This window comes from Acidithiobacillus ferrooxidans ATCC 23270 (assembly GCF_000021485.1).
In the GTDB taxonomy this organism is placed as follows: domain Bacteria; phylum Pseudomonadota; class Gammaproteobacteria; order Acidithiobacillales; family Acidithiobacillaceae; genus Acidithiobacillus; species Acidithiobacillus ferrooxidans.
In genome coordinates this window covers 2,748,862-2,765,000 of the sequence record NC_011761.1, presented here as the reverse complement: position 1 = coordinate 2,765,000, position 16,139 = coordinate 2,748,862, and the positions used below count along the sequence as shown (strand labels likewise).

Annotated in this window: 18 protein-coding genes; 16 read left to right on the top strand and 2 right to left on the bottom strand. The window is 60.0% G+C overall.

The window, feature by feature from the left end:
* Positions 1-204: 204 nt before the first annotated feature.
* Together AFE_RS14110 and AFE_RS14105 are read right to left on the bottom strand one after the other, a co-directional pair.
* Positions 205-639 (bottom strand): DUF3617 family protein, encoded by a 435-nt coding sequence (locus AFE_RS14110; protein WP_012537585.1) that lies wholly within the window; start codon positions 637-639, stop codon positions 205-207.
* Between the two features lie 39 nt (positions 640-678).
* Entirely contained in the window at positions 679-1,089 is a 411-nt protein-coding gene (locus AFE_RS14105) for a hypothetical protein (RefSeq protein WP_226833942.1), read from the bottom strand.
* Between the two features lie 144 nt (positions 1,090-1,233).
* Here AFE_RS14105 and rplM point away from each other — a divergent pair, with 144 nt between their 5' ends.
* The 16 genes from rplM to AFE_RS14025 all read left to right on the top strand — a co-directional run bounded on the left by rplM (position 1,234) and on the right by AFE_RS14025 (position 16,134).
* On the top strand, positions 1,234-1,662 hold the full coding sequence (rplM, locus tag AFE_RS14100; RefSeq protein WP_009567386.1) for a 50S ribosomal protein L13: 429 nt from the start codon (positions 1,234-1,236) through the stop codon (positions 1,660-1,662).
* A gap of 12 nt (positions 1,663-1,674) precedes the next feature.
* Complete coding sequence (rpsI, locus tag AFE_RS14095) at positions 1,675-2,061, top strand: 30S ribosomal protein S9 (RefSeq protein WP_009567384.1); 387 nt, start codon at positions 1,675-1,677, stop codon at positions 2,059-2,061.
* Positions 2,062-2,144: 83 nt separating this feature from the next.
* Complete coding sequence (gene argC / locus AFE_RS14090) at positions 2,145-3,179, top strand: N-acetyl-gamma-glutamyl-phosphate reductase (protein ID WP_012537583.1); 1,035 nt, start codon at positions 2,145-2,147, stop codon at positions 3,177-3,179.
* Between the two features lie 264 nt (positions 3,180-3,443).
* Positions 3,444-3,788 (top strand): hypothetical protein, encoded by a 345-nt coding sequence (locus AFE_RS14085; protein WP_012537582.1) that lies wholly within the window; start codon positions 3,444-3,446, stop codon positions 3,786-3,788.
* 69 nt (positions 3,789-3,857) lie between these two features.
* On the top strand, positions 3,858-4,136 hold the full coding sequence (locus AFE_RS14080) for a hypothetical protein (RefSeq protein ID WP_012537581.1): 279 nt from the start codon (positions 3,858-3,860) through the stop codon (positions 4,134-4,136).
* 388 nt (positions 4,137-4,524) lie between these two features.
* Positions 4,525-5,508 (top strand): pyruvate dehydrogenase (acetyl-transferring) E1 component subunit alpha, encoded by a 984-nt coding sequence (pdhA, locus tag AFE_RS14075; RefSeq protein WP_012537580.1) that lies wholly within the window; start codon positions 4,525-4,527, stop codon positions 5,506-5,508.
* Positions 5,501-6,481, top strand: coding sequence for an alpha-ketoacid dehydrogenase subunit beta (locus AFE_RS14070; RefSeq protein ID WP_012537579.1), 981 nt, complete (start codon positions 5,501-5,503; stop codon positions 6,479-6,481). Before pdhA ends, AFE_RS14070 begins: the two co-directional genes overlap by 8 nt.
* A 55-nt stretch (positions 6,482-6,536) precedes the next feature.
* Positions 6,537-9,488, top strand: coding sequence for an FAD-dependent oxidoreductase (locus tag AFE_RS14065; RefSeq protein ID WP_012537578.1), 2,952 nt, complete (start codon positions 6,537-6,539; stop codon positions 9,486-9,488).
* 129 nt (positions 9,489-9,617) lie between these two features.
* Entirely contained in the window at positions 9,618-9,992 is a 375-nt protein-coding gene (erpA, locus tag AFE_RS14060; protein WP_012537577.1) for an iron-sulfur cluster insertion protein ErpA, read from the top strand.
* A gap of 192 nt (positions 9,993-10,184) precedes the next feature.
* On the top strand, positions 10,185-11,345 hold the full coding sequence (locus AFE_RS14055) for a citrate synthase (RefSeq protein WP_012537576.1): 1,161 nt from the start codon (positions 10,185-10,187) through the stop codon (positions 11,343-11,345).
* A 9-nt stretch (positions 11,346-11,354) separates the two neighbouring features.
* A complete protein-coding gene (gene gshA / locus AFE_RS14050) occupies positions 11,355-12,665 on the top strand; it encodes a glutamate--cysteine ligase (protein ID WP_009561612.1) in 1,311 nt (436 codons plus the stop codon).
* Positions 12,662-13,600, top strand: a complete 939-nt coding sequence (gene gshB / locus AFE_RS14045; RefSeq protein ID WP_012537575.1) for a glutathione synthase — start codon at positions 12,662-12,664, stop codon at positions 13,598-13,600. Before gshA ends, gshB begins: the two co-directional genes overlap by 4 nt.
* A 69-nt stretch (positions 13,601-13,669) precedes the next feature.
* Positions 13,670-14,227, top strand: coding sequence for a YqgE/AlgH family protein (locus AFE_RS14040; protein WP_012537574.1), 558 nt, complete (start codon positions 13,670-13,672; stop codon positions 14,225-14,227).
* Positions 14,220-14,651 (top strand): Holliday junction resolvase RuvX, encoded by a 432-nt coding sequence (gene ruvX, locus AFE_RS14035; protein WP_012537573.1) that lies wholly within the window; start codon positions 14,220-14,222, stop codon positions 14,649-14,651. The genes AFE_RS14040 and ruvX overlap by 8 nt, the downstream gene beginning before the upstream one ends.
* The gene (gene pyrR, locus AFE_RS14030) at positions 14,648-15,154 is read left to right on the top strand and encodes a bifunctional pyr operon transcriptional regulator/uracil phosphoribosyltransferase PyrR (protein ID WP_009566940.1); all 507 of its coding nucleotides are present in this window, start codon (positions 14,648-14,650) and stop codon (positions 15,152-15,154) included. Before ruvX ends, pyrR begins: the two co-directional genes overlap by 4 nt.
* Positions 15,151-16,134 (top strand): aspartate carbamoyltransferase catalytic subunit, encoded by a 984-nt coding sequence (locus AFE_RS14025; protein ID WP_012537572.1) that lies wholly within the window; start codon positions 15,151-15,153, stop codon positions 16,132-16,134. The genes pyrR and AFE_RS14025 overlap by 4 nt, the downstream gene beginning before the upstream one ends.
* The last annotated feature ends 5 nt before the right edge of the window (positions 16,135-16,139 follow it).

Here is a 16,139-nt window from a genome sequence, read left to right as displayed (position 1 = left end):
AATCTTACGTATTGGAGAGGTCGCCCCGCCCGGTTCTAACCGGATGATGTTTTGAGATTTTTACTTCTGCACAACTGACCGGCTCACCGGCGGTCAGTTGTGCGTGCGGCGATCTCCCGCAGGGTGCCGATAGGCAGTCAGCGGATGTCAGCGAAATGCCAGGAATGGCGTCTACGAGTACACCTTCAGGTGCCTTTGCCGCGATCAGCCGCCTTGGTGGCAGGCACCGATATAATGACCGGACACCTGCTCACTGATGGGGAATTGATAGCCACCCGCAATGCCGGTACCCGTGATCGTCGCATGGAACGCGCGACCGCCGTTACTCATTTGCATATCTACGTGCATTTCTGTCGTGGTCTCGCCGTTTGGCGGGGTGCGTAACAGGCATTTGTCTGTGAACTGCACATGTCCGTTAGAGCGTATGACGGTTGAGTGGGAGATCGAGCAGGATGCGCCGGCATCATGGTTGATCAGTTCGGCCCATCCCCGCCCACGGTCACAATAGGTATAGGTTTCCTGAACCCCTTGGGCAGCGCGCGTCGTGGCCTTCCATTCCCCGCGGTGCAGGGTTGCAGCATGGACCAGCATGGGACCGGCAAGAGTGAGCATGATCAGCGCAGTTTGGACAAGTCGCACAGAAAACCTCCCAGGTAAAGAATTATTGAAGTATTATTATCACAATTGTGTGATTTTGCTAAGGTCGGTGTCCCGGCTGGGAAGAAACCGGAGGAAGCGCAAGCCAATGCGGCCTTGGCGGCCATGAAGGCCGACACTGCCAAAATGATCGCCAAGGATACCCACGCAGGCGTCGTCATTCCGCCGCAGCATTGATTCGCTACTCGGATACCTGGTACTCCCGGGCTGGATGTCCGGTTCTACAGCGGTGGTCTTCGTGGTGTTGCGGTTCTTTTTGCCGCCAGTGCGGCCTGAAAGATCACTGGTTTGGGTCAATACACCAATGGGGGCAAAATGGTCTGTGCCCCGGATGGGGCACCATACACAACAAATTGCGAATACCCGGAATTCGTAAGATTTTTTCCAGAGCAGCCTGATCGTGCCGACGTTTGATGTGTTTTGCACGGTCAACGCGATATTCCTGCGTGGATGCAGGGTGTCGACCCTTATGAATTCATTGGGTAGCTGTCCCGGAGCGCGCAGGTACCTTGACATCCGCCCTTATCGTCGCTAATCTCCCGCCCCTCAGTGAAAATCCGAAGCCGGAGTTTTGTGATGAAGACCTATTCTGCCAAGTCTCACGAAGTACAAGGGGACTGGTTCGTGGTGGATGCCACCGATAAAGTCCTGGGCCGCCTCTCTGTAGAGCTGGCTAAACGTTTGCGTGGCAAGCATAAGCCCGAGTATACGCCCCATGCCGATACTGGCGATTACATTGTCGTCATCAATGCCGACAAGATCGCGGTTACCGGCAACAAGGCCAAAGATAAAATTTATTACCATCACACCGGCTATGTCGGCAACCTGAAGAGTGCTTCCTTCGAGAAGATGAAGGAGACGCACCCTGAGCGGATCATCGAGCTTGCGGTCAAGGGCATGCTGCCCAAGAATCCGCTGGGTCGGGCGATGTTCAAAAAGCTCAAGGTCTATACTGGCTCCGAGCATCCCCATTCGGCACAGCAGCCGCAGCCCCTGAACGTTTAAGGCGAAGACTTTATGGAACAATATTACGGTACCGGTCGGCGTAAGAGTGCAACTGCCCGCGTGTATTTGCGCCGGGGCTCTGGCAAGATCGTCATCAACAAGCGCACCCTGGAAGACTACTTTGGCCGTGAGACCTCACGCATGGTGGTCATGCAGCCCCTGGAATTGACCGGTCATGGCGGCCAGTTCGATATTCTGGTGAATGTCAACGGTGGTGGTGCCAGTGGTCAGGCCGGGGCGATCCGCCATGGCATCACGCGCGCCCTCATGGTCTACGACGAAACCTTGCGACGTCCCTTGCGCAGTGCTGGTTTTGTCACCCGCGACGCTCGCGAAGTGGAACGGAAGAAGGTGGGCAAACATAAGGCCCGGCGTAGTCACCAGTTTTCCAAGCGTTAATTACCCACGCTTCGAGCTGCGAAACAAGCCGCCTTCGGGCGGCTTTTTCTGTTACGGATTAGCATCAGATCAGGGAGGGGAACATGATTCGCGCAGGTATCGTTGGGGGTACGGGTTATACCGGGGTGGAGTTGCTCCGTCTGCTGCTGCCGCATCCGGAAGTCGAGTTAGTGGCCATCACTTCCCGCGCCGAGGCCGGGCAGCGGGTGGACGAGCACTTCCCCAATTTGCGTGGCCACTGCAACCTGTCTTATACCGCCCCAGATCCCGCCATACTCGGCACCCTGGACGTCGTTTTTTTTGCGACACCCCATGGAGTGGCCATGGACAGCGCTCCGAAACTGCTGGCCGAGGGCGTGCGAATCATCGACCTGGGTGCTGATTTCCGATTGCCCGATGCAGAAGTTTTTGCCCAGTGGTACGGCATGGCCCACCGCGCGCCCGAGGTGCTGGGCGAAGCCTGTTATGGCTTGCCCGAATACTATCGGACCAAGATCAGTGAGGCGCGGCTGATTGCCAATCCAGGCTGCTATCCGACGGCGGTCATTCTCGGCCTTGCGCCTCTATTGGCCGAGGGCTTGCTGCAAGAGGATACGCTGATCGCGGATTGCAAGTCCGGCGTCAGCGGAGCGGGTCGTAGCGCCAAGGTCGGCTTGATTCTCCCCGAAACGGCGGATAGCGTCAGTGCCTATGGCGTCGGCGGCCACCGGCACCGGCCGGAAATCGAGGCGGTGCTCTCCGATATCAGCGGGACCCCGCTGGAGTTGCAGTTCACACCGCACCTGATGCCGATGATCCGCGGCATTCATGCCACCCTCTACGGACGCCTGGCGCAGCCGATGAGCGATGCGGCGCTACAGGACCTGTTCGCCACCCGTTACGCCAGCGAGCCTTTTGTGGATGTCCTGCCCTTCGGCAGTCACCCGGCTACCCGTTCAGTGCGGGGTGCCAACATGTGCCTTATCGCCGTACATCAGCCCCGGCCGGGGCAAGTAGTCGTCCTTTCGGTCATCGACAATCTGGTCAAAGGGGCGGCGGGGCAGGCGATACAGAATATGAACCGGCTGTTCTCCCTGGCGGAGGACGCGGGCCTGATGCAAATCGCCCTGCTGCCGTAAGCGCCCCATGGTAATCAGCGACAATATAACCTGATGAAAGTATGCGTATTATTATATATGGTTCCGGATCTGTAGCCATTTTCCCACAACGGGGCAACGTAACCTGCCGAAAAATAAGACCAATGAATATGGCACTAATTTTGCTGTGTTCGTTTACTGCGCTCTGCAATCAGTATCGGTAGATGTTCGGACAAGGTCGTGGTACACGATGATTTGCCGATGATGGAGGCGGGCGAGTCACTACCTGATACAAGGAGTTTGATTATGATCAAGTCGTCAGCTTATGGCGTCCGCCATTTGGTAGTTGTCGCCACCCTGGCGCTGCTGTGCGGTCTGACCAGCACTGCGGTTCGGGCAGACGATGACATGTCCCTCGGGCTCGCTATTCCGGGGTTGAGCGTATTTCTTGGCAACGGTCTGGGTTACTACGCCCCGCCCCCACCGGTCTATTACGCCCCGCCCCCCCGCCCCGTTTACTATGCGCCTCCGCCCCCTGGCTATTATGTGGCACCGATGCGTGCCCGAATTTATGAGCGCCGCCGCTGGGAGCATCGCGGACCTCCGCCTTGGGCCGGGCGCTGGCGGCACGATGATGACTGGCATCATTGAATGAAGTGACGAATGTCCGGTCTAATCTAACGGATTGGTGGTAGGTACGGAAAAAACAGGAGCAGGACAATGATATCAGGAAACTTCGTAAGCGCTGTTGCAGACCGGCGGCGCTGGTTGTCTCCTCTCGCGTTGGCTTTTTGCGTTGTGGCGCTCGGCGGCTGTGCCAATATGAGCCCTACTGGTCAGCGTGCCCTGAGCGGCGGCGCCATTGGCGCGGCCGGTGGTGCGGTTCTGGGTACTGTCGCCGCAGGCAATCCCGCTGTAGGGGCTGCGGTCGGCGGTGCGGTTGGTGCCGGTGTAGGCGCGGCACTCCCCAGTATCGAGCGCACTCTGAACGGCAACTGAAAACAACACCGGCTACGCTGACTCCCACATGTCGGAATGGTGATTTCTTTGTGCGCGCAGAGTTATCGTATGTCAAGGCGTCGGAGCCCTATGGGTGAGTACCACCGGCGCCAACGGTACCAATACCACTGAGTTCCGTGGCAGGGTAGAAACCAGCTACATGTTCTGAAGCCGAGATCCGCCAGTTCCCGTTGCCACGCATGCGTCCCGTTCTGGCGCCTGATCTTGTTTGCTGCCACCCTTGCTGGCAAGTCGGTGCTTCATATGCGGGCACTCTTGACGCTTTGCCGCAGCCTGGGCCATCATTCCCAAGACTTTGCTCTCACTCATTCACCTGAGACCTGTGTCCCTAGTGACACAGGTCCAATGTTTTTTGTCTAGGAGGACCATGGACGCCACGGACCAGAAGCGCCTGTTGCGTGAAATGCTGTTTGCCCGCCGTTTCGAGGAACGCTGCGCGGAGGCCTACCACGAACGCCAGATCGGCGGTTTTTTGCACCTCTATCCCGGTGAGGAAGCCTGTGCCATCGGTGTGCTGGAGAAGGCTCGCACCGGTTCGGACTACGTGGTGACTGGTTATCGCGATCATATCCACGCCCTGAAATCAGGTATGGATCCCAAGGCGCTGATGGCGGAGCTCTTCGGCAAAGAAACGGGCTGTTCCAAGGGGCGTGGCGGTTCCATGCACCTCTTTGATCCCGATGTGCACTTCATGGGCGGCTACGCACTGGTCGGCGGCCCCTTCCCGCTGGCGGCCGGTTTTGCCAAGGCGATCCAGTTGCGCGGTAGTGACGAAATCTCGATCTGTTTTTTGGGCGACGGCGCCAACAATCAGGGCACTTTCCACGAGACCATGAACATGGCGAGCCTGTGGAATCTGCCGGTGCTCTTTGTCTGCGAAAACAATCTGTATGGTATCGGCACTGCCATTGAACGTTCGACGGTGGAGATCAACCAGTACAAACGGGTGGCACCCTACAGAATCGAGGCGGCGCAGTGCGACGGCCAGGATATCGATGTGGTCATGGACCACGCCGAAAAGGCGGTGCAGTACGTGCGGGAAAAGCGTAAACCCTACTTCCTGGAGTTGATGACCTATCGTCTGCGGGGTCATTCCATGTCCGACTCGGGCGCCTACCGTTCCAAGGAAGAGGTGGAGGAATGGGCGCAGCGCGATCCCATCGGCATCTACAAGCACCGTCTGCTGGAAGCCGGGGTGGTCAGCGAGGACGAGTTCCACGCCATGGACAAGGCCATCCTGGACGAAATCGAAAATGAAATCGTGCGCTTTGCTGCCGAGAGCCCGGAGCCGCGTCTGGAAGATATCGCCCGTTACGTATACACAGAAAAGGAGGCAGGCAGCCATGGCTGAAATGATGTATTGGCAGGGAATCCTGCGCGCCCACGATGAAGAGATGGCGCGGGACCCCCTGGTTTTTGCCATGGGTGAGGATATCGGCGTCGCCGGCGGTACCTACAAGGCGACCAGCGGCCTCTTCGCCAAATACGGCGAGCAGCGGGTAATCGATACACCTATTTCCGAAAACAGCTACACCGGTATCGGGGTGGGTGCCGCCATGATCGGGGCCCGTCCCATCGTCGAAATCATGAGCGTGAATTTCGCCTGGTTGGCGATGGATCAGCTCATGAACAATGCCGCGAAAATCCATTACATGTCCGGTGGGCGTATCCGTTGTCCCTTCGTGATGCGGGTACCGGGCGGCACTGCGCACCAATTGGGTGCCCAGCACTCGGCGCGTATGGAGAAAGTGTTCATGGGTATTTCCGGCCTGCGGGTGGTGACCCCGGCAACGCCGCGCGACGCCTACGGGTTGCTGAAAAGCGCCGTGCGCTGTGATGATCCGGTAGTGATCATCGAGCACGAGAGTATGTATAACCTCAAGGGCGAGATCCCGGACGAAGAGTTTTTTACGCCGCTGGAAGGCGTCGAAGTGATGCGGCCGGGTAAGGACGTCAGTATTTTTGCCTATAACATCAGCGTTCATTGGGCGTTGGATGCGGCGCAGAAGTTGGCTCAGGACTACGGCATCGACGCCGAAGTGGTGGATTTGCGGGCACTCAAACCCATGGATCGGGCCGGTATCGCGGCCAGCGTACGCAAGACTCATCGCGCCGTCGTTGTCGAAGAAGACGAGGCGCCGGTGGGCGTGGGTTCCGAGGTGATGGCGATCCTCAACGAGGAATGCTTTTTCGATCTCGATGCGGCGCCGGTACGGGTGCATGCGCTGGATGTGCCTATTCCGTATAATCGCCGCCTGGAAAAGGCGGCCATCCCCAATGCCGGAGAAGTGGTCGCCGCTGTGCGGAAGATGCTGGGCCGGTAAGATTCCGGCAATCCGTCCCCTCCTTAACCTCGGTTTGACTCAACAATGGTGAAATATGGCTGAACCTTACGTCATCAAAATGCCGCAACTTTCCGACACCATGACGGAAGGTGTCCTTGTATCCTGGGAGAAGCCTGCGGGCGCGCGGGTAGAGCGTGGCGACGTGGTGGCGACGGTGGAAACGGACAAGGCCATCATGGATGTCGAGGTGTTTCGTTCCGGTTACCTGGCGGGGCCCCTGGCCGAGGCCAACAGTGTCATTCCGGTGGGCGGGACTATCGGCTATATCACCGATAGCGCGGTGGAAACGGTGGCAGCGCCTGTTCCTGCAGCGCCTGCGGTCGTGCCGACGGGGCCGGCATCCGCTACGCCACCCGCCCCTGAGGGCTATGCGGTGAAGATGCCGCAGCTCTCCGACACCATGACCGAAGGTGTGCTGGTATCCTGGGAAAAGGCACCGGGGGACAGGATACAGCGCGGGGATGTGGTGGCGACGGTGGAAACGGACAAGGCCATCATGGACGTGGAAGTGTTCCGTGAGGGATACCTGTCGGGTCCTTTGGTGGCCGTGGATGCGGTGGTGCCCGTAGGAGAGGCCATCGCCTGGCTAGTGGAGTCACCGGAGCAGGTAAGCCACGAAAACGCTGTCCATGACGGAGGGCTGCGCCAGCCCGATGCGACATCGGCGCCGGTAGCGACTCCCTTGCCTGCTGCCGCCATGTCTGGCCCAGTACCGGGCGCAGATCCGGCGCCGCGTCCGCAGCAAGGGGCCGCCAGCCCCTTTGCCCGGCAGTTGGCGGGCCAGCGAGGTGTGGATATCAACGGGCTGCGCGGTACGGGGCCAGCGGGCGTGATCGTCGCCGCAGATGTTCTCGGCGCTGCTGGTGGCCGTGCAGCCCCGGTCGCGTCGAGCGGTACTGCCGAGCCCGCGGTGCCCGGTAACGGCCGCGCCATGACGGCCATCGAAAGAGCGATCAGCCAGGCGATGGCCGCTTCCCTGAGTATTCCGGTTTTTCATGTCACCGTGCAGGTCAGGCCCGAGGCGCTGATCCGCGCCGCCAAGGCACACAAGCTTTCCGTCACGGTGGCGATCGCCAAGGCCGCTTCGCAGGCGTTGCACCGACACCCTCTGGTGAATGCCGCTTATCAGCCTGTGGATAAGATTGTCGAACGCAGTCAGCATGACATCGGCATTGCCGCGACTACGGAAGACGGTGGTCTGATTGTGCCTGTCCTGCGCGGTGTCGAAGGCAAGACGCCGGAGCAGTTGCAGACGGAGTGGACCTCATTGCTGGAGAAGGCGCGCAAACGTCGTCTCAGTCCACCTGAATATACCAACCCTACCTTTACCATCTCGAACATGGGGATGTACGGCATTGCCCAGTTCGATGCCATCGTCACCCCGGGGACGGCGGCCATCATTGCGATCGCCGGGAATGGACCCGAAGGCATGCCCATCACCATCACGGCAGACCACCGGGTGGTCAATGGCGCCGAGGCGGCGCTGTTCCTCAATGACCTGAAACAGGCCATTGAGCATCCCGAGAACTGGCTGGGTAGCGGCGGCCCGGTGATTCCCGAAGGGGATTACGACGTGCAAGTGCTGGTCATCGGCGCAGGCCCCGGCGGCGAAGACTGCGCCCGCGAGCTCGCAGAGAACGGTATCAGGGTGGCCATGGTCAACGATGCGCCCCTGCCGGGCGGCGAATGTCTGTGGCGGGGCTGCATTCCCTCCAAGGCTTGGCGCGCTGCTGCGGATCGCATCCGCGACCGCGAGCACGACGCGGCGATGGGCATTACCCTGGGCACTCCCAGGCTGGATTGGGCACAACTGGAACAGCATCGGCGCGGTATTCTCCAGACCCGCGGAGAAATGGCCCTGAAAACCGATCAGGGTGTGAAAATTCAGGTGCTGGAAGGCTATGCCCGTTTCACCGGTGACCACAGCGTCGAGATCAGCGGCAAGGATGCGCGGACCCTGACCTTCGGAGCCTGTGTCATTGCTACGGGCGCACCCGCCTTTGTGCCGCCGATTCCCGGCATTCAGGACGCGTTGAAGAGTGGTGCGGCGGTGACTTCCGATACGGTCTGGAACCTGAAACAGCCGCCCGCGCGCCTCTGCGTCATCGGCGCCGGCGCCATCGGTATGGAAATGGCGCAGATGTTCCACGACTTCGGCGCCGAAGTGCGGGTACTGGAAGCCCTGCCACGGCCGGTGGCCGAGATGGAAAAGGAAGTCGCCGAACAGTTGATGAAGGCCATCGCCCATAACAGCCTGCGTTTGCAGGTGCTGACCGGAGTCAAGGTGACGGAGGTCGCGGGGCAACCCGGCCAGTTGGAGGTGCGTTACCAGTCAGGCGACGAGGCGGCGAATTATGCCTGTGATCTGCTGCTGGTGGCGACGGGTAAGCGCCCGGATACCAGTGGGCTGAATCTGGCCGCGGCCGGTGTGGCTTTGGGAGATCGCGCCGTCATCGCCGTCGATGCCTCCGGGCGCACCAATGTGCCCCATATCTATGCGGTCGGTGATGTCATCGGCGGCTACATGCTGGCCCACACCGCCGGTCAGCAGGGACGGGTGGCGGCCGCCAGTTTGCTTGGCCACAGCGCTCGTTATGAAGCGGCTAAAGACTGCGGGGTGACCTTCACCCGGCCCCAGTGCGCGTTTGTCGGCCTTTCCCTGGAGCAGGCCAGGGCGGAAGGGATCGACGCGGTCGAGGTCAAGGTGCCCCTGAGCATCGATGCCAAGGCCATGATGACCGGCGAGACCGACGGACTGATCAAGATCGTCGCCGACAAGATCAGCCACCGTATCGTCGGTGTGCATTTCCTCGCCGATCATGCCGATACCCTGGTGGGCGAGGCCGTGATGATGGTCAGCGCCGGTTTGACCCTGGAGCAGGTGGCTGGCGCCATTCATCCCCATCCGACTCAGACCGAACTCTTCGGCGAAATGGCGCGACGCCTGTTATCCCGCCTGCGGCGCAGTGCCCGGGCGGCGAGCTGATCGGGCTCGCCATTCCAGCACGGGGCGCGTCTCAAGCTGGGTGCTGTCATGGCTTGACGCCTGCGCGCAAAAGCGAGCAAAATACTCGGGTATCCACTGGATGAAGCGCTGCGGCGCATGGAGCGATGAATGATGAGCACAGCAACGGAAACGATGACGGATCTGGATTCCATTCCCCCGGTCATGACCTTGACACAAAATGCAGCGGACAAAATCGCGTCGCTCATTGAAGAGGAAGGTTCTGACGATCTGAAGCTGCGCGTCTTTGTGACGGGGGGCGGTTGTTCCGGTTTTCAGTATGGCTTCACTTTCGATGAGAATATGAACGAAGGCGATACGGAAGTGCACCAATTGGGTGTGAGTCTGCTGATTGATCCCATGAGTTATCAGTACCTGGTCGGAGCGGAGATTGACTACAGCGAGGGGTTGGAAGGCGCGCAATTCGTCATCAAAAACCCCAACGCCACGACCACCTGCGGTTGCGGATCTTCCTTTTCGGCCTGATCGCCGGTTGGTGGAAGTGCCCCAAGGGGAGGCTGACGGCCTCCCTTTTATTTTACGGGCAGGTTATGATGATCCGGCGGCTTGTCGTCCGGACGCCTTCGTGCAGGACGCTGCCCGTGAGCAGTGCCCCGACTGGCGGCGACCGCCGAAGGTCCGGGCAGTCAAACACCAGAATGATTAAAGGAGTTCTGTATGGCGGAACCGAACTTTGCGCCAGGTCTGGAGGGTGTGGCTGCAACCCAGTCCAGCATTTCCAACATCGATGGCGCTGCCGGCCTGCTGAGTTACCGTGGTTTTGCCATTGCGGATCTTGCGGCGCACAGCAGTTTCGAGGAGGTGGCGCTCTTGCTGCTGGATGGTGTCCTGCCCGGCGCCGCAGATCTGGAACGGTTCGACCACGGTCTGCGTGCGCACCGCCAAGTCAAATATAATGTCCGGGAAATCATGAAGTTCATGCCCGTGACCGGACACCCCATGGATATGCTGCACTGTGCCGTGGCCAGTCTGGGCATGTTCTACCCGCAGCAGGAGCTTTCCGATGCCGAACGCGGAAATACGCTCCATTTGGACGCCATGGCGATGCGGATTATCGCGCGCATGCCCACCATTGTCGCGATGTGGGAGCAGATGCGTTTCGGCAATGATCCTATTTCACCTCGCCCGGATCTCAGCCATGCGGCCAACTTTCTCTATATGCTGTCGGGTCGCGAACCTGATCCGGCCCATACCAAAATCCTCGACTCCTGCCTGATTCTGCATGCCGAGCACACCATCAATGCCAGTACCTTCTCGGTACTGGTGACCGGATCCACCCTGACCAATCCTTACCATGTCATCGGGGGGGCGATCGGAACCCTGGCCGGCCCGTTGCATGGTGGTGCCAATCAGAAGGTGGTGGAAATGCTGGAAGAAATCAGCTCCGTCCAGCAGGTGGGTGCCTATCTCGACAGGAAGATGGCCAACAAGGAGAAGATCTGGGGTTTCGGGCATCGCATCTACAAAACCCGCGATCCGCGTGCAGTGATTCTCAAGGGGATGATGGAGGATATGGCCAGTCATGGAAATCTGCGGCATAGCAGCCTCTTTGAAATTGCCATCGAAGTGGAACGCCAGGCTACGGAGCGGCTCGGTCCCAAGGGGATTCACGCCAATGTGGATTTCTATTCGGGCGTGCTGTATCACGAGATGGGCATCAAAGCGGACCTTTTTACGCCTATTTTTGCTATGGCTCGTTCTGCGGGCTGGCTGGCTCACTGGCGGGAGCAACTGGCGGATAACCGGATCTTCCGGCCTACGCAGGTGTATACAGGGGAACAGGATCGACGCTATGTGCCTGTGGCCCAACGTACTTAGGAAAGACGCATGACGGAAGTGATACGGGATATTCCTTTCCTGGCCACGGATCGGGTGGAGGCTCTGCTGGATATCGAGCGCCACCTGATCGTCGAGCAATCCACGATTGAGCGCTGGTTTCGGGGACAATGGCAACGGACGCCACCGCCTTTCTATGCCTCTGTGGACTTGCGCAATGCCGGTTTCAAGTTGGCGCCCGTGGACACCAATCTGTTTTCGGCGGGCTTTAATAACCTCAATCCGGAGTTTTCGGCGCTCTATGTTTCGGCTATTCAGCATTATCTGAACCAGTACCATCCAGGTCTGGAGCGGGTACTGCTGATTCCTGAAAACCACACGCGTAACCTTTTTTATCTGGAGAGCGTGGCACGATTGCGTGAGTTGTTGGAACTCGCCGGATTGGACGTGCGAGTGGGCTCCCTGATTCTGGAAGACCGTACGGTCTATGATCTGCCTTCAGGTGGCCAGTTGCTGCTGGAACCACTGTGTCGCGACGACGGGCGGCTGTCGACGAGGGGTTTTGATGCACAACTGATCTTACTGAACAATGATTTATCTGGTGGTGTGCCGGAAATATTGGCAGGCCTGGAGCAACCTATTCTGCCCCCCCTCGCGGCAGGTTGGCGTAACCGGCGTAAATCCCAGCACTTCACCCATTACCGTGCGGTGGCACAGGAGCTGGCGGAGGTGATTGGCATCGATCCCTGGCTGATTGACCCCGTTTTTCGGCGTTGTCAGGGCATTGACTTCATGCGCTCCGAAGGCCGCGAGTGCCTGGTTGCGAACGTGGATGCCGTACTGGAGATCACCCGCGAGCGTTATGCCCACTATGGTATTCATCAGCGTCCTTTTGTGATCGTCAAGGCGGATGCGGGTACTTACGGTATGGGTATTATGACCGCCTATTCGGGTGAGGAATTCCTTGACCTCAACCGTAAGGAACGCACCCGGATGGCGAAGAGTAAAGAGGGGTTGCCGGTCAGTGACGTCTTTATTCAAGAGGGTGTATATACCTTCGAACAGACCGCGCAGGAGGCAGTCGCAGAGCCGGTGGTCTATATGATCGGTCAGCAGGTGCTGGGAGGGTTTTACCGGGTGCATACGGAGCGTGGACGGGATGAGAATCTCAACGCTCCGGGTGCGCATTTTGAGCCAATGGCCTTTGGCCAGACCTGCGTGCTCCCTTGCCGGAAGTCGCCACCGGATGCGCCGGCCAATCGTTACTATGCCTATGGCGTCATCGCGCGCCTCACTCTGGTGGCGGCGGCCCGGGAAATGGCAGACTGGCGGCGGCAAGGTACACTGGAGACAGGCCAATGAGTGCGCTCAAGGCCGCTATTCTTATGGATCCCATTACCGGGATCAAACCGGCCAAAGATACGACGTTCGCCATGCTGCTGGCGGCGCAGGCGCGTGGGCATCAATGCCGGGTGTTTGGCCTGCCGGACCTGTTTTTTCGGGATGGGCGTTCCTGGGGACGACTCCGTACCATCATCGTACGTGATGATGTGGAAGATTATTTTACGCTGGGTGAGACAGAAGAGCGCCCCCTCGACGAGATGGATGTGGTCCTCATGCGTAAGGACCCTCCTGTGGGTCTGGAATATCTCACCGCCTGCTATCTGCTGGAGCACGCCGGCACCTGGGTGGTCAACGATCCGGTCAGTCTGCGCAATGCCAATGAAAAGCTCTATGCCCTGCATTTCCCGGAATTTCTGCCGCCCTTGCTGGTCAGCCGGGATCTCGGGGATTTGCGGGCCTTTCTCGCCGAACACGGCGAAATCGTCGTCAAACCGCTCTCGGCGCGTGGTGGCGAAGGGGTGTTCTATCTGCACCTGCAGGACCGCAATGTCGGCAGTATTCTGGAGACGGTGACGGGCTGGGGCCAGCATCATGTGATGGCGCAGCGCTACCTGCCCGCGATTCGCGAGGGCGATAAACGGATTCTCCTGGTGGATGGTGTCCCGGTGCCAGGTGCCCTGCTGCGGGTGCCTTCGGCCGCGGATTTTCGCGGTAATCTGGTGGCAGGTGCAACGGGGGTAGCGGCGGAGATCAATGACCGCGATCGGGACATCTGTGCGGCGATAGGCCCGGCCTTGCGCGCTGCGGGCCTGCTTTTTGTCGGCCTGGACGTGATCGGCGGGTATGTGACGGAGATCAATGTCACCAGCCCCACCGGGGCGCGGGAGATCAGGCGATTTTTTGGGGTCGATGCGGCGGATCTGCTCTGGCAGCGTCTGGAGCGGGGGCGATGATGCGGCCCCGTTCGTGCCGGTGATCACGGTACCTGCCGTTTTTGGTAGGAAAGACGTATCATAGGACTTATGACCTTTTCTTCTCTCAAAAATCATCTGCTCATTGCCATGCCCGCGCTGCACGACGGCGTTTTCGACCGTACGGTGATCGTGGTCTGCGAACACAATGCCGAAGGCGCCATGGGCGTGGTTATCAACCGGCTGGTGGACATCAATATGTCCGATGCCCTGCGTGCGGTGGACATCCAGCCCTCTGAAGAAATGATCCATCGCCCGGTATACTGGGGCGGGCCGATCCAGCCGCAGCATGGATTTATTCTGCATTCGCCGCGGGGCGAATGGCTTTCCAGTCTGGAGGTCAACGACGATCTGGCGCTGACCAGTTCACCGGATATTCTGCAGGCCATCGCCCAGCACGAAGAGCCGCAGCGTTACCTCCTGGCCCTGGGTTATGCCGGCTGGGGCGCGCAGCAACTGGAAGCGGAGCTGCAGGATAACGCATGGTTGCACGGCCCCTTGGATATGGCGGTGATTTTCGACCTGCCCGCCAGTGAGCGCTGGCAGGCCGCAGCGCGCTTGCTGGGGGTGGATATGCGCCTGCTCAGCGGTGCGGCAGGTCATGCCTGAGCGCAGCGGGCCTCTGCTCGGGATAGACTTCGGGGAGCGCCGGATCGGGATTGCGGTTCTGGGGGAGTCGGGCCTGGCGCCGCAAGGGGTTGCCACCCTGCGCAATGGCGAGTGTGGCCCCGACTGGGATGGCTTCGCCCGCATTCTCAAAGAATGGCAGCCCCGCGCCCTGGTCCTGGGCCTGCCCCTGCACATGGATGGCAGTGAGGGGTTCATGGTTGGCCGGGTGCGCAAATTTGCGGAAAGTTTGCAGCGCCGTTTCCCCTTGCCCATCCATTGGGTGGATGAACGGCTGAGCAGCCATGCCGCGGATCTGGTCCTGAAGGAGCGCGAGCTTTCCCACAAGAAGCGCGGTCGCCTGCTGGATCAGGCCGCAGCCTGCGAAATTTTGTGGACCTTTCATAATGCCGGAGGCGACGCATGACGATCGACTGGGATGTGAGCGCGCTGTTGGAGGTTATGGCGCGTGATCTGCGCCCCCTCATCGATCCGGAGCAGGCGGCGATGATCGGTATTTTTACCGGCGGCGTCTGGCTGGCACGCACCCTGCACGCCGCACTCGGTTTGCGGCAGCCCCTGGGGCAGGTGGATATCTCTTTTTATCGCGACGACTTCAGCCAGATCGGCCTGCACCCGCAGGTGCGCGCCTCGGATATCCCCTTTGATGTGGATGGCCGCGATATCATTCTGGTGGACGATGTCCTCTACACCGGCCGCACCGTGCGCGCCGCCATGAATGAAATCTTCGATTACGGGCGTCCGGCCCGCATCCTTCTGGCAGTGCTGGTGGACCGTGGCGGGCACGAGTTGCCGGTAGCGGCCGATGTGGCGGCGCTGCGTCTGATCGCGACCGCGGGTGAACACATCAAGTTGCGCGGTCCCGATCCGCTGCGTCTGGAACTGGAGCAGCGGGAGCCGCAGCCATGAGTGCTACCCTGCGTTTTGGCGAGGGCAACCTGCAATACGATGCGCAGGGCCGCTTGCGGCATCTGCTCAGTACCGAAGGGCTCCGGGAGCGGGAATTGCTGCAGATTCTCGATACGGCGGAATCCTTCCTCAGTATTGCGAACCGTAGCGTCAAAAAGACCCCCACCCTGCGCGGTCGCACCATCGCCAACCTTTTTTTTGAGAACAGCACCCGGACCCGCAGCACTTTTGAGCTGGCTGCCAAGCGCCTCTCGGCGGATGTGCTGAATATCGCAGTCAGCACCAGCAGCGCCAGCAAGGGCGAGTCCCTCACCGATACGATTGATAATCTCATGGCCATGCAGGTGGATGGCTTCGTCATCCGCCACCCGGAGGCGGGCGCGGCCCATCTAGTGGCTCGTCATCTCGGTGATTCGGCGCTGGTGGTGAATGCCGGTGACGGTCAGCATGCGCATCCGACACAGGCTTTGCTGGACGTGTTCACGATCCGCCGTCTGGGAGGTCCGATCGAGGACCGGGTGGTGGCCATTGTCGGGGATGTGTTCCATTCGCGGGTGGCGCGTTCGCAGATACATGCCCTGTCCGTCCTCGGCTGCCCGGAAATTCGCGTCATCGGCCCGCGCACTCTGGTACCCGAAGAACTTTCGGCGCTGGGGGTGCATGTCTACCATGATCTGCAGGCCGGTTTGCGCGGAGTGGATGTGATTTGCGCCCTGCGCCTGCAACGGGAGCGCATGGAGTCGCACCGGCTTCCCAGTCTGGATGAGTTTCACCGCCGGTTCGGGCTGACGCCGGAGCGCTTGCAGTGGGCGGAACCCGGCGCGCTGGTGCTGCATCCGGGCCCCATGAACCGGGGGGTGGAAATTGCCTCGGAAGTGGCCGACGGGGCCCAGGCAGTGATTCTCCAACAGGTTGCCCATGGTCTGGCGGTGCGGATGGCGGTGCTCGCCATCCTCGCCGGCGCGGCGGGCGGAGCGTGAGCACT